At 55.8% G+C, this 21,141-nt stretch carries 17 protein-coding genes; 8 read left to right on the top strand and 9 right to left on the bottom strand.

What is annotated here, in order from left to right; genetic code table 11:
• The first annotated feature begins 194 nt into the window (after positions 1-194).
• Genes potA through potD form a run of 4 tightly spaced genes read left to right on the top strand, consistent with a single transcriptional unit; the run spans position 195 to position 3,997 of the window.
• Positions 195-1,337 (top strand): spermidine/putrescine ABC transporter ATP-binding protein PotA, encoded by a 1,143-nt coding sequence (gene potA / locus LRM19_RS04415; protein ID WP_271367689.1) that lies wholly within the window; start codon positions 195-197, stop codon positions 1,335-1,337.
• Complete coding sequence (gene potB / locus LRM19_RS04410; RefSeq protein ID WP_271367667.1) at positions 1,321-2,178, top strand: spermidine/putrescine ABC transporter permease PotB; 858 nt, start codon at positions 1,321-1,323, stop codon at positions 2,176-2,178. The genes potA and potB overlap by 17 nt, the downstream gene beginning before the upstream one ends.
• Positions 2,175-2,966: a spermidine/putrescine ABC transporter permease PotC gene (gene potC / locus LRM19_RS04405; RefSeq protein WP_033145228.1), complete on the top strand. Its 792-nt coding sequence runs from the start codon at positions 2,175-2,177 to the stop codon at positions 2,964-2,966. Before potB ends, potC begins: the two co-directional genes overlap by 4 nt.
• On the top strand, positions 2,963-3,997 hold the full coding sequence (potD, locus tag LRM19_RS04400; RefSeq protein ID WP_248173509.1) for a spermidine/putrescine ABC transporter substrate-binding protein PotD: 1,035 nt from the start codon (positions 2,963-2,965) through the stop codon (positions 3,995-3,997). The genes potC and potD overlap by 4 nt, the downstream gene beginning before the upstream one ends.
• A 46-nt stretch (positions 3,998-4,043) precedes the next feature.
• On the opposite strand, the gene LRM19_RS04395 is transcribed toward potD, so the two are convergent.
• Positions 4,044-5,273, bottom strand: coding sequence for an EAL and HDOD domain-containing protein (locus LRM19_RS04395; RefSeq protein WP_115874747.1), 1,230 nt, complete (start codon positions 5,271-5,273; stop codon positions 4,044-4,046).
• A gap of 237 nt (positions 5,274-5,510) precedes the next feature.
• On the opposite strand from LRM19_RS04395, the gene LRM19_RS04390 reads away from it, so the two are divergent.
• Entirely contained in the window at positions 5,511-7,442 is a 1,932-nt protein-coding gene (locus LRM19_RS04390; protein ID WP_115874746.1) for a methyl-accepting chemotaxis protein, read from the top strand.
• A gap of 45 nt (positions 7,443-7,487) precedes the next feature.
• On the opposite strand, the gene cobB is transcribed toward LRM19_RS04390, so the two are convergent.
• Genes cobB through lolC form a run of 5 tightly spaced genes read right to left on the bottom strand, consistent with a single transcriptional unit; the run spans position 7,488 to position 12,426 of the window.
• The gene (cobB, locus tag LRM19_RS04385; protein ID WP_021240739.1) at positions 7,488-8,309 is read right to left on the bottom strand and encodes a Sir2 family NAD+-dependent deacetylase; all 822 of its coding nucleotides are present in this window, start codon (positions 8,307-8,309) and stop codon (positions 7,488-7,490) included.
• A 14-nt stretch (positions 8,310-8,323) separates the two neighbouring features.
• The gene (gene nagK, locus LRM19_RS04380) at positions 8,324-9,235 is read right to left on the bottom strand and encodes an N-acetylglucosamine kinase (protein WP_271367666.1); all 912 of its coding nucleotides are present in this window, start codon (positions 9,233-9,235) and stop codon (positions 8,324-8,326) included.
• 53 nt (positions 9,236-9,288) lie between these two features.
• Positions 9,289-10,533 (bottom strand): lipoprotein-releasing ABC transporter permease subunit LolE, encoded by a 1,245-nt coding sequence (gene lolE / locus LRM19_RS04375; RefSeq protein ID WP_111965554.1) that lies wholly within the window; start codon positions 10,531-10,533, stop codon positions 9,289-9,291.
• Entirely contained in the window at positions 10,533-11,234 is a 702-nt protein-coding gene (lolD, locus tag LRM19_RS04370; RefSeq protein WP_008500772.1) for a lipoprotein-releasing ABC transporter ATP-binding protein LolD, read from the bottom strand. Before lolD ends, lolE begins: the two co-directional genes overlap by 1 nt.
• Positions 11,227-12,426, bottom strand: a complete 1,200-nt coding sequence (gene lolC / locus LRM19_RS04365) for a lipoprotein-releasing ABC transporter permease subunit LolC (RefSeq protein WP_271367665.1) — start codon at positions 12,424-12,426, stop codon at positions 11,227-11,229. Before lolC ends, lolD begins: the two co-directional genes overlap by 8 nt.
• A 256-nt stretch (positions 12,427-12,682) precedes the next feature.
• On the opposite strand from lolC, the gene LRM19_RS04360 reads away from it, so the two are divergent.
• The 3 genes from LRM19_RS04360 (at position 12,683) to ldtC (ending at position 18,465) form a co-directional block, all read left to right on the top strand.
• Positions 12,683-13,756: an acyltransferase family protein gene (locus LRM19_RS04360; RefSeq protein ID WP_111965552.1), complete on the top strand. Its 1,074-nt coding sequence runs from the start codon at positions 12,683-12,685 to the stop codon at positions 13,754-13,756.
• A 149-nt stretch (positions 13,757-13,905) separates the two neighbouring features.
• Entirely contained in the window at positions 13,906-17,352 is a 3,447-nt protein-coding gene (mfd, locus tag LRM19_RS04355) for a transcription-repair coupling factor (protein ID WP_111965551.1), read from the top strand.
• Positions 17,353-17,499: 147 nt separating this feature from the next.
• Entirely contained in the window at positions 17,500-18,465 is a 966-nt protein-coding gene (gene ldtC, locus LRM19_RS04350) for a L,D-transpeptidase LdtC (protein ID WP_271367664.1), read from the top strand.
• Between the two features lie 314 nt (positions 18,466-18,779).
• Here the strand turns inward: ldtC and LRM19_RS04345 are convergent, their stop codons facing one another.
• Genes LRM19_RS04345 through LRM19_RS04335 form a run of 3 tightly spaced genes read right to left on the bottom strand, consistent with a single transcriptional unit; the run spans position 18,780 to position 21,132 of the window.
• A complete protein-coding gene (locus LRM19_RS04345) occupies positions 18,780-20,156 on the bottom strand; it encodes a hypothetical protein (RefSeq protein ID WP_271367663.1) in 1,377 nt (458 codons plus the stop codon).
• Positions 20,156-20,413 (bottom strand): PAAR domain-containing protein, encoded by a 258-nt coding sequence (locus LRM19_RS04340; protein ID WP_115874741.1) that lies wholly within the window; start codon positions 20,411-20,413, stop codon positions 20,156-20,158. The genes LRM19_RS04345 and LRM19_RS04340 overlap by 1 nt, the downstream gene beginning before the upstream one ends.
• Entirely contained in the window at positions 20,413-21,132 is a 720-nt protein-coding gene (locus LRM19_RS04335; protein WP_271367662.1) for a T6SS immunity protein Tli3 family protein, read from the bottom strand. The genes LRM19_RS04340 and LRM19_RS04335 overlap by 1 nt, the downstream gene beginning before the upstream one ends.
• Between the last annotated feature and the right edge of the window lie 9 nt (positions 21,133-21,141).

Below are 21,141 nucleotides of genomic sequence, written 5' to 3'. Positions count from 1 at the left end.
AAAACGCAAATATTGCGTCAGGTCACTTTTATCCCGCAAACGAGAATATTTTCCGTTTATATCGTTATGCGTTAGTAAATGTAGCTTATGAATCAGTGACAAGGATTGGCGATTACCGGGGATTGCCGTAGAATGTCCGCCCTCATTACGAGTCACCAAGGTGGTTACACACAAACCCCGCTTCAGTCTGCTGCCTGAGGCGTCTATATGGGACAGCGCAAAAATTGAATACACAAACCCGTTCACCGCTGGTGAAACTGGAACGAATTCGTAAAAGTTTTGATGGCAAAGACGTTATTTCCGACCTCACTCTTACCATCAATGACGGTGAGTTTCTGACGCTGCTTGGCCCCTCCGGCTGCGGCAAAACAACCGTACTGCGCCTTATCGCCGGGCTGGAAAGCGTCGATAACGGCCATATCCATCTAGAGAACCAGGACATTACCCGGGTTCCTGCCGAAGATCGCCACGTTAATACCGTCTTTCAGAGCTATGCCCTGTTCCCGCACATGACCGTTTTTGAAAACGTGGCGTTTGGCCTGCGGATGCAAAAAAAACCGGCGCATGAGATCGAACCGCGCGTCACCGACGCCCTGCGCATGGTTCAGCTTGAGACGTTTGCCCAGCGTAAACCCCATCAGCTTTCCGGCGGCCAGCAGCAGCGCGTGGCCATCGCCCGCGCCGTGGTTAACAAGCCGCGTCTGCTCCTGCTGGATGAATCCCTCTCCGCGCTGGATTACAAGCTGCGCAAGCAGATGCAGAACGAGCTCAAAGCCCTGCAGCGCAAGCTCGGCATTACCTTTGTCTTCGTCACCCACGATCAGGAAGAAGCCCTGACCATGTCAGACCGCATCGTGGTGATGCGCGACGGCAAAATCGAGCAGGACGGCACGCCGCGCGAAATCTACGAAGAGCCGAAGAACCTGTTTGTCGCCAGCTTCATTGGCGAGATCAATATCTTTGACGCCACGGTGATTGAACGTCTGGACGACCAGCGCGTGCTCGCCAGCGTCGAAGGACGCGAATGCAATATCACGGTGAATTTCCCCGTCGAGAAGGGACAAAAGCTCAACGTTCTGCTGCGCCCGGAAGATCTGCGCGTCGATGAAATCCACGGCAATACCGAGGCCGAAGGGTTAATCGGCTATATCCGCGAGCGCAACTACAAAGGGATGACCCTGGAGTCTGTCGTCGAGCTGGAGAACGGTAAAATGGTGATGGTCAGCGAGTTCTTTAACGAGGACGACCCTGACTTCGACCACTCGCTCGACCAGAAAATGGTTGTCAACTGGGTAGAAAGCTGGGAGGTTGTGCTGGCTGATGAAGAACACAAGTAAGTTCCAGAATGTGGTGATTGCCACGATCGTCGGTTGGCTTGTGTTGTTTGTCTTTTTACCCAACCTGATGATCGTTGCCACCAGCTTCCTGACCCGCGACGACGCTAACTTCGTTTCGCTGGTCTTTACGCTGGATAACTACGCGCGCCTGCTCGATCCGCTCTATTTTGACGTGCTGCTGCACTCGCTCAATATGGCGCTAATTGCCACCGTTGCCTGTCTGGTGCTCGGGTATCCCTTCGCATGGTTCCTCGCGGGCCTGCCGCAAAAGGTGCGGCCCCTGCTGCTGTTTTTACTGATTGTTCCATTCTGGACCAACTCGTTAATCCGCATCTACGGGCTGAAAATCTTCCTCAGCACCAAAGGCTACCTCAATGAGTTTCTACTGTGGCTGGGGGTGATTGATACGCCGATCCGCATCATGTTTACCCCGAGCGCGGTCATTATCGGCCTGGTCTATATCCTGCTGCCGTTTATGGTGATGCCGCTCTACTCCAGCATAGAGAAGCTGGATAAACCGCTGCTGGAAGCGGCAAGAGATCTGGGTGCCAACAAGCTCCAGACCTTTACCCGCATTATCATCCCGTTGACCATGCCCGGCATTATCGCGGGCTGTTTGCTGGTAATGCTTCCGGCCATGGGTCTGTTCTACGTTTCTGACCTGATGGGTGGCGCGAAAAACCTGCTGATTGGGAATGTGATCAAGAGTCAGTTCCTGAACATTCGCGACTGGCCGTTCGGGTCCGCCACCAGCATCACGCTGACGGTGGTGATGGGTCTGATGCTGCTGGTCTACTGGCGCGCTTCACGGCTGCTGAACAAGAAGGTGGAACTCGAATGATCGGTCGACTGCTTCGCGGCGGTTTTATGACCGCCATTTACGCTTACCTGTATATCCCGATCGTTATTTTGATCGTGAACTCGTTTAACAGCTCACGCTTCGGGATTAACTGGCAGGGCTTTACCACCAGCTGGTACAGCCTGCTGATGAACAACGACAGCCTGCTGCAGGCCGCTCAGCACTCGCTGACGATGGCGATCTTCTCCGCCACCTTTGCCACGCTAATTGGTTCTCTGACCGCCGTGGCGCTCTACCGCTACCGCTTTCGCGGTAAACCGTTCGTCAGCGGCATGCTGTTTGTGGTGATGATGTCGCCGGATATCGTGATGGCGATTTCGCTGCTGGTGCTGTTTATGCTGCTGGGCGTACAGCTTGGCTTCTGGTCGCTGCTGTTTTCCCATATCACCTTCTGCCTGCCGTTTGTGGTGGTGACCGTCTTTGCGCGCCTGAAAGGGTTCGACGTGCGCATGCTGGAGGCGGCGAAAGATCTGGGCGCCAGCGAGATGACAATCCTGCGCAAAATCATCCTGCCGCTGGCGATGCCCGCCGTGGCGGCCGGATGGCTGCTGAGCTTTACCCTGTCGATGGATGACGTGGTGGTCTCCTCCTTCGTGACCGGGCCGAGCTATGAAATTCTGCCGTTGAAAATCTATTCGATGGTGAAAGTCGGCGTTTCACCCGAGGTGAACGCGCTGGCGACCATTCTGCTGGTATTTTCGCTGGTTCTGGTGATCGCCAGCCAGGTTATTGCTCGTGATAAAACAAAATCTCAGGGGACAATGAAATGAAAAAAATGCTCGCCGCTGCGGCGCTGGTGCTCGGCATGGGTGCCGCGCACGCTGATGACAGCAAAACGCTCTACTTCTACAACTGGACCGAGTACGTGCCGCCGGGCCTGCTGGAACAGTTCACAAAGGAGACGGGCATCAAGGTGATCTACTCGACCTACGAGTCGAATGAAACCATGTACGCCAAGCTGAAAACTTACAAAGATGGCGCGTACGATCTGGTGGTTCCTTCCACCTACTTTGTCGACAAAATGCGCAAAGAGGGCATGATCCAGAAGATCGACAAAACGAAGCTTACCCATTTTTCAAACCTCGATCCTGAGATGCTCAACAAGCCGTTCGACCCGAATAACGACTACTCCATTCCGTATATCTGGGGGGCAACCGCGATTGGCGTTAACAGCGAGGCCGTCGAACCGAAATCGGTGACAAGCTGGGCCGATCTGTGGAAACCGGAATACAAGGGCAGCCTGCTGTTGACCGACGACGCGCGCGAAGTCTTCCAGGTGGCACTGCGCAAGCTGGGCTACTCGGGCAATACGACGGATCCTAAAGAGATTGAAGCGGCGTATGCCGAGCTGAAAAAGCTGATGCCTAACGTGGCGGCATTCAACTCTGATAACCCGGCAAACCCGTATATGGAAGGCGAAGTAAATCTGGGGATGGTCTGGAACGGCTCCGCGTATGTTGCCCGTCAGGCCGGTACGCCGCTTGAGGTGGTCTGGCCGAAAGAAGGTGGGATTTTCTGGATGGACAGCCTGTCTATTCCGGCCAATGCGAAAAACGTTGAAGGGGCGCATAAGCTGATTAACTTCCTGCTGCGCCCGGACGTGGCGAAACAGGTTGCCGAGACGATTGGCTACCCGACGCCAAACCTCGCCGCACGCAAGCTGCTGAAGCCTGACGTGGCTAACGATAAATCGCTCTATCCGGATGCCGAAACCATCAGCAAAGGCGAATGGCAGAACGATGTCGGCGACGCCAGCCGCCTCTACGAAGAGTATTACCAGAAGTTAAAAGCGGGCCGGTAACGGTATCGCGTTCTTCCTCACGCCGCCTGTACGGCGTGAGGAAGGATTAACTGACCGCATTCTCTCCTGCCCAGATCGTCGCCTTTCGCATCGCCTCAACCACTTCTTCATCCGACAGCCCCAGCCTCTGACGTACTCTGGTCGCTTCGTCCCACTGCTGCTGTTCATAGTAACGGCAAAGGTTAATCATATCGGCTAACCGTCCTTCCTGATGACAAAGCGCGTTGCTCACGCTCTGCGGGACCGCAATTTGCTTCATCAACTCTGCCATCGGCAGCTCAAGGAGGGTATCCAGAAGAGAAAACAGGCCGCACATGAACGCATTTTCAGCCAGAATCGGTTCGTTCATCGTCTCTGCGATCAGCTCGCAGAACTTGCCGCGCATCATGCTCAGCGGATAAAGCTCGCTGACGGTATCATTGCCCGCACTGGCGAGGACCACGACGGCAACAAACCGTCGGAGCTGATTTTCGCCAAGATACCTGAGCACCTCGCTCAGGGTTAACTTGCTGAAATTACAGGCGCCGACATGCTTAAACGCCGTATGCTTCATATAGCGCATGATTTTATAAGAGAGCGTGAGATCGGTTTTTATCAATGACTCGATAATTCGAAAATCAGGCTTATTGCGTCCGACCTCCATTTGCAGTCGAAAAATCGCCAGCTGATTTTGCGACAGCCGTTTATATTTAATGACCTCCGGGCGGCAGAAAAAATAGCCCTGAAAAAGGGAAAACCCCTCGTCCCTGTATTGGTTGAATTCCTCTTTAGTCTCAATTTTTTCAGCGAGATATTTAATATGACCGGTCAGATGTTTACGCGTTTTCAGATACTGTTTAATTTGCGCTAAGGTGTAATTTCTGACGTCAAATTTCAGTATTGAAATATAGGGTAAAAAAGCATCCCATTCTGGTGCAAGGGTGAAATCATCAAGCGCAAACTGATAACCATGCGCATTCATCTCCCTGACGGCCTGCAGCAGTTCCGCTCCCGGCACAGCATCTTCAAGGATCTCAATGACCACGCTCTCTTTATCCAGCGCTTCTCCACTGCGGTCTATGACCATTCGCGAAGGGAAATTAATAAACGACGTATGTGCCCCGGCGATGCGCTGGGAGGGCACGCATAAAAACTGATCGGATATCATTCTGGAGGTGGCATATTCCGCCGACACATCCGGAAAACGGTTTGTCATCCCATCTCTGAAGAGCAGCTCATAGGCCACCGTCTTCATCTCAGGGTTAAAAATGGGTTGTCGCGCAATAAATCCGTACATATCCCATCCTCCTTTACCACTTAATATTTATTAGCATCCTCTTTCTACACGATGATAACGAGCATTATCGAGCGCTATTTTGATTGAATGCACAAAATAAAAGCATCCACACTAATTAACGGGATTAAATATTCTGGAATTTAAATTAAATATATCCGGCGCTCTACAGAAAGAGGATGAAATATCCGATAAGTACTGTGTGCCTGCCCGACATGCACAACATTACGGGAGATGAGAATGAAAGACGCCATGGTCCGAAAACAAAAAATAAGAGTCAAGACGTTGATGCTATTGTCCATTTTCCTCACCGTGACGGTGGGCTTTACGGCAACGATCGGGTTTATGATGTGGCAGTGGATGGCGCAGCAGGAGGTGCTGGCCAAAAAACATATCCGCCAGATAGCCGAGGTACAGGCTTTACAGGTCAGCAAACAGCTGGATTCCGCCCTGACTGCCGCCCGGGATATGGGCAACAGCGCCCTGGCACTGCGCGAGGCGGGCGTATCCGACCGCCAGAGCCTGAACCAGCTGCTTATCCACTACCTCTCGGCTCACCCACAGTTTCTCTCCATGTCGATGGCCTTTGAGCCCAACGCGTTCGACGATAAAGATGCCGCCTTTGCCGGTCAGAGCGGTGAAGATCCTGCCGGACGCTACGCCCGCTACGTCGACCGCGATGCCACCGGCAAACCGGCATTACACCTGCTGACTGACATCGAAACACCCGGCAGCGGTGATTATTATTTGCTGCCGAAACAGCGGCATAAAGATGTGATCATCGAGCCCTATATTTACCCCTACAACGGCGTGGACGTGATGCTCACCTCGATTGCCGCACCCATCATGCGTGACGGACAGTTTCTGGGTTCGGTCACCTCTGACTTCTCCCTCGCCACGCTGCAGTCCACGATCGGCGCGATTAAACCGTGGAACGGCACAGGCTACGCCCTGCTCCTCTCAGCGGGTAATAACGTGGTGTCCAGCCCGGACAAACAGGCGGCAGGCAAGCCATACGCGGGTCAGATTGCCGGTCATGACGTCACCCGGGTAAACGATCCGCTGCTGATGGAAGAGGTGTTCATCACCTGGCAGGACATCGCCGTCGGTAACAGCCAGACGCCGTGGAAGCTGGCCATTATTACTCCGGTTAGCGAAGTGATGGCCGAAGCGCGGGCATTTTTACTGAAAGCCATCATCATGATGATGTTAAGCATCGTTGCGGTCAGCCTGGTGATGGCCCAGATCTTTACCCGCAAGGTTGACCGTCCGGTTGGAGGGGAACCTTCGGAGGCCGCCGGGATCGCCCTGGCCGTTGCCCGGGGAGAGCTGAACAACACCATCCCGGTTCGTTCCGGGGATACCCACAGCATTTTTTATGCCCTGCACACCATGCAGACGCAGCTCAAGCGCATCGTCGACAACATCAGCGAAGCCAGCCACTCCGTGCACGGCGGCACCAGCGAAATTTCGGCGGGCAACCTTGACCTCGCCTCACGTACCGAAGAACAGGCGGCGGCGATTGTTGAAACAGCAGCCAGCATGGAAGAGATTTCGGTCACGGTTAAAAATAATGCCGACAACGCCCACAAGGCGACCACGCTGACCGATCGCGCCGCGAGCCTCGCCGGGCATGGCGAAACGCTGGTAAACGACGTGGTGATGGTGATCGGAGAGATTGACGAGAGCGCGCGTAAGATCGGTGAGATTAACAGCATCGTCGACGGCATCGCCTTCCAGACCAATATTCTGGCGCTGAATGCAGCCGTTGAAGCGGCGCGCGCGGGCGAACAGGGTCGCGGTTTCGCAGTTGTCGCAGGTGAAGTGCGCAACCTGGCCCAGCGAAGCGCTAACGCGGCTAAAGAAATTTCCCAGCTGATTGCCGAGTCCTCAGGCCGCGTCAGCAAAGGCGTTGAGCTGGTCAATGAAACCGGCGTAATGATGAAACAGGTGATTGAGGCGGTGTCGCACGTGCATCTGGTCATCAACGACATTGTCCAGGCGCTGGACGAGCAGAACCGCGGGATAAGCCAGGTCAGTACCGCCGTTAACCAGATGGACAGCACCACCCAGCAGAACGCCTCTCTGGTTCAGCAGATCTCCGCTGCGGCGCTCTCGCTGGACGAGCAGGCTAAATCGCTGGAGAAGACGCTGGCGTTCTTTCATTCTTAAATAAAAAGGCACCCGCTGGGCGGGTGCCTTTTCAGGCGATTGCCGTTACAGCCCTTTCAGCAGCTTGTCGACAAACTCCGGGACGACCGTGCTTGCCAGGCCATAGTGTTTCTCTTCAAACTCGCTGCCTACCTGGCTTGGCTCAAGGTTGAGCTCTACCGTATGCGCACCGTGCAGTCGCGCTTCGTGGACAAACCCTGCCGCAGGGTAAACGTGGCCGGATGTTCCGATGGCGATAAACACGTCGGCCATCGCCAGCGCGCTGTAGATCTCATCCATTCCCAGCGGCATTTCGCCAAACCAGACCACGTGAGGACGCAGGCGCGACGGGAACTGGCAGCAGTGGCACTTATCCTCTGGCAGAACGTCCTCTTTCCAGTCCAGCACCTGACCGCTCCATGCGCAGCGAACCTTGAGCAGCTCGCCGTGCATGTGGATGATGTTCTTGTTACCGGCCCGTTCGTGGAGGTTGTCGATATTCTGCGTCACCAGCAGAAAACGATCGCCCAGCGCCTCTTCCAGCTTCGCCAGCGCCAGATGCGCCGCATTCGGCGCGACGTCAGGCTGCTGAAGCTGACGACGGCGTGCGTTGTAAAATGCCTGCACGAGATCCGGGTCACGGGCAAAGCCTTCCGGCGTGGCGACATCCTCCACGCGGTGCTCTTCCCACAGCCCGTCCGCCGCGCGGAAGGTTCGAATTCCTGACTCGGCCGAGATCCCCGCTCCGGTCAGCACCACCACTCTGGGTTTATCCATCGCTTCTGGCATCATTCTGTCTCTGAAAAAGATCCGCTGGCGCAAGCGCTCACGCAAGCGGCGTTTGTTTTTGCGAAAACGGCTGAGTCGACCCTGGCGACGCGACAGCATAGAAACCTCGTAAACTAATCGGTGAGATGAAGGAATGCGGCTCCGCGCATGCCTCCTGCGTCCCCGTGTCGCGCGCGTTCAATACGCGGCACGCGGGCAACCGGCAATAAATGTCGGGGCAAACGCCCGGACAACCGTTCCGTAATCGCGGTAAAGTTTGAAAGCCCTCCCCCGATCACCAGCAGATCCGGGTCGACGATGGTGAGAATATTTCCCAGACACACCGCCAGCAGATCCAGGTAGCGCTCGACGTGCTCACGCGCCTGCGCATCCCCTTGCTCCCACAGGGTAATGATTTGAGGGGCCTCAAGTTTCTGATGATAGAAGTGTTCGTAAAGCCATGCAAACCCGCGGCCTGACAGGTAGTTCTCAATACAGCCGTGCTGCCCGCAGCCGCAGCGTGTCAGCGGGAAATCACGCCCCACCACTTCGAGCGCGTCCACCGGCAGGCGGATATGGCCAAACTCGCCGGTAATGTAGCTGCGGCCGGTGATGGGCTTACCGTTGATGACGATTCCTCCGCCGACGCCGGTACCGAGGATCAGCCCCATCACCAGAGAATATTGACGGAATTCATCATCCCAGGCTTCAGAGAGCGCGAAGCAGTTGGCATCGTTGTCTAAACGCACGTCGCGTTCAAGGAGAGCTGAGAGATCGGCACGCAGCGGTTTACCGCTGGCGGCAGGCACGTTGGCCGCGTACAGCGTACCGTCGTCGGTTTCGGGCATGCCCGGAATGCCAATGCCGACGCTGCCTTTGACCCCAAAGCGTTCATCCGCCTGAGCCACCAGCGCGGCAATGGCGGTTAAAAATTCGTCATAACTTTCGCGCGGCGTAGGAACGCGGGTTTCCCACTGCAGTTTGAGGTTTTTATCAAACACGCCGAGCGCAATCTTGGTGCCGCCAATATCAAATCCGTAATACATAACGCATTCCTCTTTTAACCTGGCGGCCCGAAAGCCGCTAGATCGTGACGTAATTACTGGCCACTTAATACCCTCGCCGGATCAATTCGGCTTGCGCGACGCGCCGGATACCAGCTTGCCAGCAGACTCAGTAAAAGTGCTGTAAGCAGCACATAAAAAACATCCAGCCAGTGCAGTTCAGACGGCAGGAAGTCAATAAAATAGATGTCACCCGACAGGAACTGGTGGCCAATAAGCTTTTCAATCCCGTTTATAATCGGCGTCAGCTGCAGGGAAACCACCACGCCAATCACTACGCCGCACAGGCTGCCAAACAGCCCTGCCAGCAAACCGTACCAGACGAAGATGGCGCGAATAAGACCGTCTTTCGCCCCCAGCGTACGCAGCACGGCGATGTCGCCGCTCTTGTCCTTGACCGCCATCACCAGCGTCGAAACGATATTAAAGCACGCCACGCCAATCACCAGCACCATCGCCAGATACATGATGGCGCGGATCATCTGGATATCACGGTACATATACCCGTAAGTGCCGATCCAGCTTTTGATGTAGACATAGTTATTGGTCACGCTGCCCGCGTCGCGCACCAGTTTGTTGGCGTTAAAGACGTCGTTCACCTTAATCGCAATGCCCGTCACGCTGTCGCCCATGTCGAGATACTGGCGCGCATCCTCCATCGGCACCATCGCAAAGCTGTGGTCAAGCTGGCCGCTCAGCTGAAGAATACCGGTAACGTGCAGGCGCACGCGTTTTGGCTGCTGCAGTTTGTGGTCGGTGCTGGCGTTCGGGATCATGATTGACACCCAGTCGCCCTGCTTCACCTTCAGAGCATCGGCAACGCCTTTACCCATGATGATCTGCTGCTCGCCAGCTTTAAAGTTGGCCCAAGCGCCGTTCTGCACATAGTTCGGCAGCGCGCTGAGACGCGCTTCCTGTGCCGGGTTGACCCCTTTCACCTGAATGGCGCGCAGGTTTACCCCGCTTTCCACCAGCCCGGTAAAGTTAATGTAGGGCGCGGCCGCGGCGATGCCCGGCACTTTTTCAACTTTGGCGAGCGCATCGCTCCAGTTCGTCCACGGCTGGTTAACCGGCTCGATCTCCCCGTGCGGCACCACCGCCAGAATGCGGTTATTCAGCTCGCGCTCGAAGCCGTTCATGGCGCTTAAGCCCACAATCAGCACCGCCACACCCAGCGCAATACCGATGGTCGAGATAACGGAGATCAGCGACACCATGCCGCCGCGACGGCGGCCGCGGCTAAAACGTAAACCGATGAGTAACGATAACGGTGACGCCATTACTCTGCTCCCATCAGGGTCAGTTCCGCGTTCAGATGGCCGTCGCGCATTTCAAGCTGACGCCCCATGCGTTTTGCCAGCTGCAGATCGTGGGTTACGACCAGAAACGCGGTGCCCTGCGAGGCGTTCAGCTCGCCCAGAAGCTGGAAAATACTGTCCGCATTGCGCGCGTCCAGGTTCCCGGTGGGCTCATCCGCCAGCACCAGACGCGGGTTGTTGACCAGCGCACGGGCAATCGCCACGCGCTGGCGCTCGCCGCCGGAGAGCTCCGACGGACGGTGGTTACCGCGATGGCCCAGCCCTACCGCTTTCAGCATGTCGCTGGCGCGAGCGTTAATCTCTGCCGGTTTCTTTTTGCCAATCAGCAGCGGCATCGCCACGTTTTCCAGCGCCGTGAAGTCCGGCAGCAAATGGTGAAACTGGTAGATAAAGCCCAGCTCGCGGTTGCGCAGCTCGGCCTTCGCCGCCGAGGACATTTTGCTCATCGGCTGGCCGGAGAAAATCACGTCGCCGTTGGTTGGCGTATCCAGCCCGCCCAGCAGATGCAGCAGCGTACTTTTGCCCGAGCCGGAGCTGCCGACAATCGCCATCATCTCGCCTTCGCCCACGCTGAAGCTCACATTGTGCAGCACGTCGGTTTGCACAGTGCCTTCCTGATAGCGTTTGGACAGGTTGTCGCATTGCAACAGGATCTTATTCATAACGTAAAGCCTCAGCGGGTTGAGTGGCGGCGGCGCGCCAGGAAGGATAAAGCGTAGAAAGCAGCGCAATGGCCATCGCGGCCAGCGCAATACCGACCACCTGCAGCGGCTCGATAGCCACCGGCAGCGCCGCGCCGTCGAGCAGCGCGCCGATGATCGGCATTAAGTTATTAAGCTGACTGGCAAGCAGCGCACCCAGCACGGCGCCGAGCAACGCGCCGATGATCCCGGCGCTGGCGCCCTGCACCATAAACACGGCCATGATCTGGCGCGGCGTGAGCCCCTGGGTTTGCAGAATGGCGACTTCGCCCTGCTTCTCCATTACCATCAGGCCCAGCGAGGTGATGATGTTAAATGCCGCCACGGCGACGATCAGGCTCAGCAGCAGCCCCATCATGTTTTTCTCCATCCGCACGGCCTGGAACAGCTCGCCTTTACGCTCGCGCCAGTCCTGCCACTTGGTACCGTCCGGCAGTTTTTGCTGGCTGAGAGTATCGACCTTCAGCGGCGCGTCGAGCCACAGTCGCCAGCCGGTGATATTTCCTGCCGGGTAGCGCATCAGGCGTGACGCGTCCTGAATGTTAACCAGCATCTGGTAGCCATCGACTTCGCTGTTGGCAGCAAAAGTACCAATCACGTTAAACAGACGCTGGCTTGGCAGGCGCCCCATCGGCGTAAACTGGCTGGCAGAAGGGACCATTACGCGCAGCTGATCGCCACGGTTGACGCCAAGCTGTCCGGCAAGCTGCTCGCCCAGAATCACGTTATATTTCCCGGCTTCCAGGTCGGTCTGCTTCACGTTAACGAGATACGGCGTCAGCGGATCGTTTTGCGTCGGGTCGATACCCAGCATCACGCCGACCGCCACGCTGAGGGCGCTTTGCAGCACCACGTCGCCGGTGGTCAACGGCGCTACGCGCGTGACGCCCTGTAACTTCGCCGCGCTTTCCGGCAGCTGCTGCGGGTTAACCGAGCCGTTAGTGGATGAGAGTACGGCCTGCGGCATCAGCCCCAGGATGTTGTTTTGCAGCTCGCGCTCAAAGCCATTCATGACGGAAAGCACCGTCACCAGAGCCATCACGCCAAGCGTAATGCCAATAGTCGATAGCCAGGAGACAAAGCGACCGAAGCGGTCCGCGGCGCGCCCACGCATGTAGCGTAAGCCTATGAAGAGTGCGACAGGTTGATACATGAAGTCCGTCTGTTTGCTGATAGCAGACCCACGAGTATATAAGCGAATCCGTTAAGCGTAAATGACTGAAACCGTAAGCTTTGGTAATCATTTTTCCAAAAAATTCAGATAAATCAGGATACTAATATCTGAAACCGCACCTCATAACCTCCACCTTTTCCGAAAAACCTCCTGATACAGACTGTTACCCATTACAGCACGGTTTCGTTTAACAACAATTGCTCGTTCGTCTATGGCAATAAGGTAGTTGCGAACAATGAAGCAAAAAGCATTATGGATTAACCAGATAAAAGGGCTGTGTATCTGCCTGGTGGTTATATATCATTCGGTTATCACGTTTTATCCGCACCTGATCGGGCTGCAACACCCGCTCTCCGGCCTTCTCGCCAAATGCTGGGTCTATTTTAATCTCTATCTTGCCCCCTTCCGTATGCCTGTCTTTTTCTTTATCTCCGGCTATCTGATCCGTCGTTATATTGACGAGGTGGACTGGCGAACCAGTCTCGACAAGCGAATCTGGAGCATTGTCTGGGTCCTGGCGCTGTGGGGGATTCTGCAATGGCAGGCGCTGACCCACCTGAATGCCTGGCTGGCGCCCGATCGCGAGCTTGCCACCTCGTCGAACGCGGCCTACGCCGACTCGCTCTCGGGATTTGTGCAAGGGATGCTCACCGCCAGCACAAGCCTGTGGTATCTGTATGCCCTGGTGGTCTACTTCACGTTGTGTAAACTGCTGAGCCGCTGGAAGCTGCCGATGCTGGGACTGCTGGCGCTGGCAAGCATCGCGATCAACTTCCTGCCGCTGCCGTGGTGGGGAATGAACAGCGTGGTACGCAACATGATCTACTACAGCCTCGGGGCGTGGTATGGCGCGACGCTGATGGCGTGGATGAAAAGCGTCAGCCTGCGCCGCCTCTGGCTGGCAACCGTCGCTTTCGCCGCCGTCTCCGTGGTGCTGTGGTTTGCTAACGTTCCGCTGCTGCTCTCATTGCTGTCGATTGTGCTGATCATGAAGCTATTCTACAGCTTTGAGCAGCGCTATGCCGTTCACCCTGACAACCTGTTGAACGTGATTGGCTCCAATACCATTGCGATTTATACCACCCACCGCATCTTAATTGAGGCCTTCAGCCTGTTCCTGATTGGCGAGATGAATGCCGCTTACTGGCCGGTCTGGGCTGAACTCACCTTAATTCTGGTCTACCCGTTTGCCAGCCTGCTGATCTGTACCCTGGCCGGGCTCGGGGTGCGTAAAATTTCCACCGCGCTGTTTGGCGACGTTTTCTTCTCTCCTCCGTCTACGCTGACCCTGTCCCCCTCAACGCGTTAATGCCCTCTCCGCCCCCGCTTCGGGGGCGTTTAGCCCTGCCGTGCGGTTACGATTTGCTTATGCAAAACGATCGAGGATAATAAAGACATTGCGTATCAGTGATATGCCCCAATACTGTTGGTATATCCATAAGAGACTCTGACATAGCCATGCCTGAACACTATCGTTATTCCTTGCCTGTCAAAGCGGGCGACCAGCGCCAGCTGGGTGAACTCACGGGCGCGGCGTGCGCCACGCTGGTGGCGGAAATCGCCGAGCGTCATCAAGGGCCGGTGATCCTGGTTGCCCCGGATATGCAAAACGCCCTGCGCCTGCACGATGAAATTCGCCAGTTCACCGATAATCTGGTGTTCAGCCTGGCCGACTGGGAAACGCTGCCCTATGACAGCTTCTCTCCGCATCAGGAGATCATCTCCTCGCGCCTGTCGACGCTCTACCAGCTTCCGACCATGCAGCGCGGCGTGCTGATTGTACCGGTGAACACCCTGATGCAGCGCGTCTGTCCGCACAGCTACCTGCACGGCCACGCGCTGGTGATGAAAAAGGGCCAGCGCCTGTCCCGTGATGCCCTGCGGGCGCAGCTTGACGGGGCCGGCTATCGCCACGTCGATCAGGTCATGGAACATGGGGAATACGCGACCCGCGGCGCGCTGCTCGACCTTTACCCGATGGGCAGCGACCAGCCGTATCGTCTGGACTTTTTTGATGATGAAATCGACAGCCTGCGCGTCTTCGACGCCGATACGCAGCGCACGCTGGAGGAAGTGGAGTCCATCAATTTACTGCCCGCGCATGAGTTCCCCACGGACAAAACCGCTATCGAACTGTTCCGCAGCCAGTGGCGCGATAGGTTCGAGGTGAAGCGCGACGCGGAACATATTTATCAGCAGGTCAGCAAAGGCACGCTGCCTGCCGGGATCGAATACTGGCAGCCGCTATTCTTTAACGAGCCGCTGCCTGCCCTGTTCAGCTACTTCCCGGCGAATACGCTGATTGTTAACACCGGTGATATCGACGCCAGCGCCAGCCGCTTTGAAAGCGAAACCCGCGCCCGCTTTGAAAACCGGGGCGTTGACCCGATGCGTCCGCTGCTGCCGCCGGAAGCGCTGTGGCTGCGCACCGACGAGCTCAACGCCGAGCTGAAGCGCTGGCCGCGCATGCAGCTGAAAACCGATTCGCTTGCCGACAAGGCCGCCAACACTAACCTTGCCTTCCGGACGCTGCCGGACCTGGCCGTCCAGGCGCAGCAGAAATCCCCGCTGGATAATCTGCGCAAGTTCCTGGAGTCCTTTACCGGCCCGGTGGTGTTCTCCGTTGAGAGTGAAGGCCGCCGCGAAGCGTTAGGTGAGCTGCTGGGACGCATTAAGGTGGCGCCGAAGCGCATCCTGCGCCTGAGCGAAGCGACCGGAAACGGCCGTTACCTGATGATTGGCGCCGCCGAGCATGGGTTCATCGACACGCTCAACAACCTGGCGCTGATTTGCGAAAGCGACCTGCTGGGTGAGCGCGTCGCGCGCCGTCGGCAGGACAGCCGTCGAACCATCAACCCGGACACGCTGATCCGTAACCTGGCCGAGCTGCATCCGGGCCAGCCGATTGTGCACCTGGAGCATGGCGTTGGGCGCTATCAGGGGATGACCACGCTGGAAGCGGGCGGCATTAAAGGTGAATACCTGATGCTCACCTACGCGAACGACGCCAAACTGTATGTTCCGGTGTCGTCCCTGCATCTGATCAGCCGCTACGCGGGCGGTGCCGAAGAGAACGCGCCGCTGCACAAGCTGGGCGGCGACGCCTGGGCGCGCGCGCGCCAGAAGGCCGCGGAAAAAGTGCGCGACGTGGCCGCCGAGCTGCTGGATATCTACGCCCAGCGCGCGGCCAAAGAGGGCTTCGCCTTTAAGCATGATAAGGAACAGTATCAGCTGTTCTGCGACAGCTTCCCGTTTGAAACCACGCCGGATCAGGCTCAGGCTATTAACGCCGTGCTGAGCGACATGTGCCAGCCGCTGGCAATGGACCGTTTAGTGTGCGGCGACGTCGGCTTCGGTAAAACCGAAGTGGCGATGCGCGCCGCCTTCCTTGCGGTGGAAAACAACAAGCAGGTGGCAGTGCTGGTGCCGACCACCCTGCTCGCTCAGCAGCACTTCGACAACTTCCGCGACCGCTTCGCCAACTGGCCGGTACGCATCGAGATGCTGTCGCGTTTTCGCAGCACCAAAGAACAGACGCAGATCCTCGAACAGGCAAGCGAAGGCAAAATCGATATTCTGATCGGCACCCATAAGCTGCTGCAAAGCGACGTGAAGTGGAAAGATCTGGGGCTGCTGATCGTCGACGAAGAGCATCGCTTCGGGGTGCGCCATAAAGAGCGCATCAAAGCGATGCGCGCCGACGTCGACATCCTGACCCTGACCGCAACGCCGATCCCGCGAACCCTGAACATGGCGATGAGCGGCATGCGCGATCTGTCGATTATTGCCACGCCGCCGGCGCGCCGTCTGGCGGTAAAAACCTTCGTCCGCGAGTACGATAATCTGGTGGTGCGTGAGGCAATACTGCGTGAAGTCCTGCGCGGGGGTCAGGTCTATTACCTGTACAACGACGTGGAAAACATCCAGAAAGCGGCCGACAGGCTGGCGGAGCTGGTGCCGGAAGCGCGCATTGCTATCGGTCACGGGCAGATGCGCGAGCGCGAGCTGGAACGGGTGATGAACGACTTCCACCACCAGCGCTTTAACGTGCTGGTGTGCACCACTATCATCGAAACGGGGATCGACATTCCGACGGCGAACACCATCATTATTGAACGCGCGGATCACTTTGGTCTGGCGCAGCTTCACCAGCTGCGCGGCCGCGTCGGGCGTTCGCACCATCAGGCCTACGCCTGGCTGCTGACGCCGCATCCGAAAGCGATGACCACCGACGCGCAGAAGCGTCTGGAAGCCATCGCCTCGCTGGAAGACCTCGGCGCAGGCTTCGCGCTGGCCACGCACGATCTCGAGATCCGCGGCGCCGGCGAGCTGCTGGGTGAGGACCAGAGCGGCTCCATGGAGACCATCGGCTTCTCGCTCTATATGGAGCTGCTTGAGAACGCGGTTGATGCCCTGAAGGCCGGTCGCGAGCCGTCGCTGGAAGATCTCACCAGCCAGCAGACCGAGGTCGAGTTGCGTATGCCTTCCCTGCTGCCGGACGATTTCATTCCGGACGTGAATACCCGACTGTCGTTCTACAAGCGCATCGCCAGTGCGAAGACGGAAAACGAGCTGGAAGAGATTAAGGTTGAGCTGATCGACCGCTTTGGCCTGCTGCCCGATGCGGCGCGAAATCTGCTGGATATCGCGCGCCTGCGCCAGCAGGCGCAGAAGCTGGGCATTCGTAAGCTCGAAGGCAACGAAAAAGGCGGCGTGATTGAGTTCGCGGAGAAGAACCACGTCAACCCGATGTGGCTGATCGGCCTGCTGCAAAAACAGCCGCAGCATTTCCGTCTGGATGGCCCAACGCGTCTGAAATTTACCCAGGAGCTGACGGAGCGCAAAACCCGCATGGACTGGGTGCGTAACTTTATGCGCCAGCTGGAAGAGAACGCGATCGCCTGACCTCCCTTCCCCCGTTAGCCCAGCGCTAACGGGGGACAATTTACAAACTCTTTGCACTTCACCCGATCTTCCCGACACACCCATTCGCCATAATTATCGTTAACGCCTTATAAAACAATAACCTTATCATTTGCATGGATTATGGTGATGATGACCTCTTCGCGTTTTACTCGCTGGTTAACCCTGATTGCGCTGGCAGCCACCGTCGCGGTGGCGCTTCCCGCTCGCGCAAATACCTGGCCCCTTCCTCCACCCGGCAGCAAGGTGGTGGGTGAAAACCGCTTTCATGTGGTTGAAAATAATGGCGGTTCGCTGGAAGCCATTGCCAAAAAATATAATGTCGGTTTTCTGGCTCTGCTGCAGGCGAACCCCGGCGTCGACCCGTACGTCCCGCGCGCGGGCAGCGTATTGACAATCCCGTTACAGACTATCCTTCCGGACGCCCCGCGCGAGGGGATCGTGATAAACCTGGCGGAGCTACGCCTGTACTATTATCCGCCGGGTAAAAATGAGGTGACCGTCTACCCGATTGGTATTGGTCAGCTGGGCGGCGACACCCTGACGCCGACGATGGTCACCACCGTCTCGGATAAACGCGCGAATCCAACCTGGACCCCGACGGCCAATATTCGTGCCCGTTATAAAGCTCAGGGTATCGATCTTCCGGCCGTGGTGCCAGCAGGCCCGGATAATCCGATGGGGCACCATGCCATCCGCCTGGCGGCCTACGGTGGCGTCTATCTGCTGCATGGCACCAATGCGGACTTTGGCATCGGCATGCGCGTCAGCTCCGGCTGTATTCGTCTGCGCGATGACGACATCAAAACACTGTTTAACGTCGTTACGCCGGGAACCAAAGTGAATATCATCAACACGCCGATCAAAGTTTCTGAGGAGCCAGGCGGCGTGCGGCTGGTTGAAATTCACCAGCCGCTGTCGAAAAACATTGGCGACGATCCGCAGACGCTGCCCATCAACCTGAATGCTGCCATGGTGAGCTTTAAAACCAATGCGAACACTGATGTGACCGTCATGGAGCGCGCCATGGAGGCTCGTTCAGGAATGCCGACCGATGTCACCCGCCATCACGATGTCGTCCAGCAGTCGCTGTAATTCAGAAAGAAAAACGCCCTGCACGTGTCCGTTCATTTCAGGCTAGCGTGACGTAAAGCTGAAAGGATATTCAGGCGGTACATAAAGCACCGAACGATCGTATCGTCGGTGCTTTCTTTTTTCTGGCAGGATATCCCGGGGTCGCAGGAGGTGGCAACGAGCTGCTGCTTAAACTTAATCTGTGAAATTTTTCAGCGCGACACATTAATATAGTATTTTCGTCGGGAAGGGATACGTATCGAAATATATAAATGGTCGATTTCTGTAAAATACAGCTTTATAAGGTAAAATGAGAGTAATTAGTTCATCCATTATTACATCCCCATGTGCTGGTAAGCCTTATCACCCTGTAGCCAGGTGATAAATACCCCTGCAGCCGTAAACAATCCAGTACATATTACGAACAGAATAACCAGGAACCAGCCAGAAATCTCTTTACCCTCGTTAACGCTGAAACTACACATAGTTAATATCACAGCGAAAAATAACATCATTCCTGATATTCCGGCGGAAGACCACGGTGGCGTGTACATTTTTTCCGCCGGATAATCGGGCTGATGGGTTAATCTGGATGATACCGCCGTTATAGAAAACTTTTTCTGTTGGGATGCCGCCACAAACTGGTCGCCCTGTGCATACGTCACTGCATCTGATGCCAGCGCCAGCGCCAGCCACGAATACCCTGCAGAATGCTCACCGAGAGACATTTCAAGTTCCAGTCGTTCCGGTACGACTTTCTTTTCGTCCAGCACTTCCAGCAGCGGATACTTCTCTGTGCGCGATAAACCGGTATACCAGATCTGTTTGGGTTTGCTGACAACCTCCGCACGCAGATAAACAGGTACCGCTCTTTCTACGTCAGTAACCGCCGTCATAGGTTGATAAAGATAAACAGGTTTTTCTCCTGCCGTTTTAACGTAGTAATTCGTCAGGAGAAGCGCGGTAGCATTCTCCATCCACTTGCATTCCCCTTCTTCAGAATGCAAATCGACACAGATAAGCAGGCGTTCAACGACGTAGCCGTTCGTCTGTTTTATCCACTCTGTGACTAACGTATAATCCGGGCATTCAGGTAAAAATGTGATTTTTTTGGTCGAGATCCCAGAACGTTCAAGCACACGCCGGAGTTCATCGCTACAGGATTCATCCCCACCCCGCACCCATACAAGCGCTTCTATCTGCCTGTACCGAGAGAGTTTTTCCACCATCGGCTCCAGGACGTGGATAATAGCCTGCCCGGCCCGCGTGAAATCGAATGATTTATCCAGTTCAATTTTCAACGGCATTTTGGCGGCCAGCGGAAACTCCCCCTCCAGTTTCAGCATGTTCAGTGCCAGTTCCTTTGTTGCCTTTGGCGGTGTCAGTATCGACCAGCCAGCCAGGATGATGTTACTCCTGGCATAGCTGACAACCTTGTATTCCTGCCGTGCCGCAATCAATAAGCGCGTTTCTATGTAGTGTCTGTTCGCGTTATACGCCATACAGAAGGCCTGTACTAAAAAGGTTACTGCAGCGACAGGTATAACCACGGCATCAATAAGGAAACTTAAATCAACATGTTTATTACCCGGCCAGGTGACAGCCCGGATACCAATACAAACAATCACCACGAGCACATAGACAACACACACACCCATAGCGGGAAAGTCATGTTTAAATTCGTTCTGCTTAGGGTAAAGCCACCAGTTCATCACACAGCCCCCGCAGTGGGGAGTGTGGTGCGAATGACACAGCCGCACGCCGCTTTACAGCCATCCACGACCACGCCACGGCCGTTCATCGTCCATGTCGGGTGGCACTCGTTAATGGGGAACGTCCCCTTGTGTTGGGGACACGTCACCTCATCACCTTTCAGCGCGACGGGCAGGCCCATAAACTGCGCGCCGGACGCTTTAATCACTTTTCCGCCGCTCACCAGCGGGTCATTCAGTCGAATTATACCATTCATCAGTTTCCCTTCCTTCCTGCGTCCATATCGCAGCGCATGTGATCCCAGCCGGTGTACCCCTTCACTTCCGGTACTTTGTCGGGTAAGCCCTGATAGTTGGCCTTAAACTGGGCTGTATCCTCTTTCAGACCTTGTTTAGTAATGTAATCCAGCCCCCAGGCAGGCCCAGGGGAACGGGGTTCCAGCTTCCCATCAACTTTGTTGCCCATGCCATCATCCACGGTATATTCAATCCCAGAACCGCCAGCGGCAAGGCGCGGATCATCAAACGGCTTGGACGACATATACAGCCGATGTTTGGTCTGTAAAAACCCCTGATCGTTGACGACGGTGAAGGAAATAATATCGTCGTAAGGAGGTGATGAATCACCATTAGGTTCATTTTCTCTGGGAGCAAACGAAGAAGGATACCAAGTTTGCCCATAATCTTTCGAAACCATAGCCCCAGGAGAATCCCAGGTAGGAATAGCTATATAATGTTCAGAGGGATGAATAAATTTTTTGGTGTAAATCCGGTAAAATTGGCTGACAGGCTCAGAGTTAATACCCCGTTGTGTATCGGTGTACCAGAGTTCACCTTCACAGTCCCAACCCTTCAATTCCAGGTAACGGTGGTCATCAAAACGGTAAACTACCTGGGTCGGCGGCTCTGAAGCCTGGCAACCGGAACCTACCAGTACCGCAACTAAGTTAATACCCGTTGTATATTTCAGACTCATATATGTCTC

The organism is Enterobacter sp. PI-10, assembly GCF_027947695.1.
Classification (GTDB): domain Bacteria; phylum Pseudomonadota; class Gammaproteobacteria; order Enterobacterales; family Enterobacteriaceae; genus Enterobacter; species Enterobacter vonholyi.
Note: the sequence above shows the minus strand (reverse complement) of the source record. Positions and strands in the feature narration are given on the sequence as shown.

Coding starts and splice junctions, on each gene's coding strand:
- potB (WP_271367667.1), top strand. CDS start 1,321: ATGAAGAACACAAGTAAGTTCCAGAATGTGGTGATTGCCACGATCGTC.
- potC (WP_033145228.1), top strand. CDS start 2,175: ATGATCGGTCGACTGCTTCGCGGCGGTTTTATGACCGCCATTTACGCT.
- potD (WP_248173509.1), top strand. CDS start 2,963: ATGAAAAAAATGCTCGCCGCTGCGGCGCTGGTGCTCGGCATGGGTGCC.
- LRM19_RS04395 (WP_115874747.1), bottom strand. CDS start 5,273: ATGTACGGATTTATTGCGCGACAACCCATTTTTAACCCTGAGATGAAG.
- LRM19_RS04390 (WP_115874746.1), top strand. CDS start 5,511: ATGAAAGACGCCATGGTCCGAAAACAAAAAATAAGAGTCAAGACGTTG.
- cobB (WP_021240739.1), bottom strand. CDS start 8,309: ATGCTGTCGCGTCGCCAGGGTCGACTCAGCCGTTTTCGCAAAAACAAA.
- nagK (WP_271367666.1), bottom strand. CDS start 9,235: ATGTATTACGGATTTGATATTGGCGGCACCAAGATTGCGCTCGGCGTG.
- lolE (WP_111965554.1), bottom strand. CDS start 10,533: ATGGCGTCACCGTTATCGTTACTCATCGGTTTACGTTTTAGCCGCGGC.
- lolD (WP_008500772.1), bottom strand. CDS start 11,234: ATGAATAAGATCCTGTTGCAATGCGACAACCTGTCCAAACGCTATCAG.
- lolC (WP_271367665.1), bottom strand. CDS start 12,426: ATGTATCAACCTGTCGCACTCTTCATAGGCTTACGCTACATGCGTGGG.
- LRM19_RS04360 (WP_111965552.1), top strand. CDS start 12,683: ATGAAGCAAAAAGCATTATGGATTAACCAGATAAAAGGGCTGTGTATC.
- mfd (WP_111965551.1), top strand. CDS start 13,906: ATGCCTGAACACTATCGTTATTCCTTGCCTGTCAAAGCGGGCGACCAG.
- ldtC (WP_271367664.1), top strand. CDS start 17,500: ATGATGACCTCTTCGCGTTTTACTCGCTGGTTAACCCTGATTGCGCTG.
- LRM19_RS04345 (WP_271367663.1), bottom strand. CDS start 20,156: ATGAACTGGTGGCTTTACCCTAAGCAGAACGAATTTAAACATGACTTT.
- LRM19_RS04340 (WP_115874741.1), bottom strand. CDS start 20,413: ATGAATGGTATAATTCGACTGAATGACCCGCTGGTGAGCGGCGGAAAA.
- LRM19_RS04335 (WP_271367662.1), bottom strand. CDS start 21,132: ATGAGTCTGAAATATACAACGGGTATTAACTTAGTTGCGGTACTGGTA.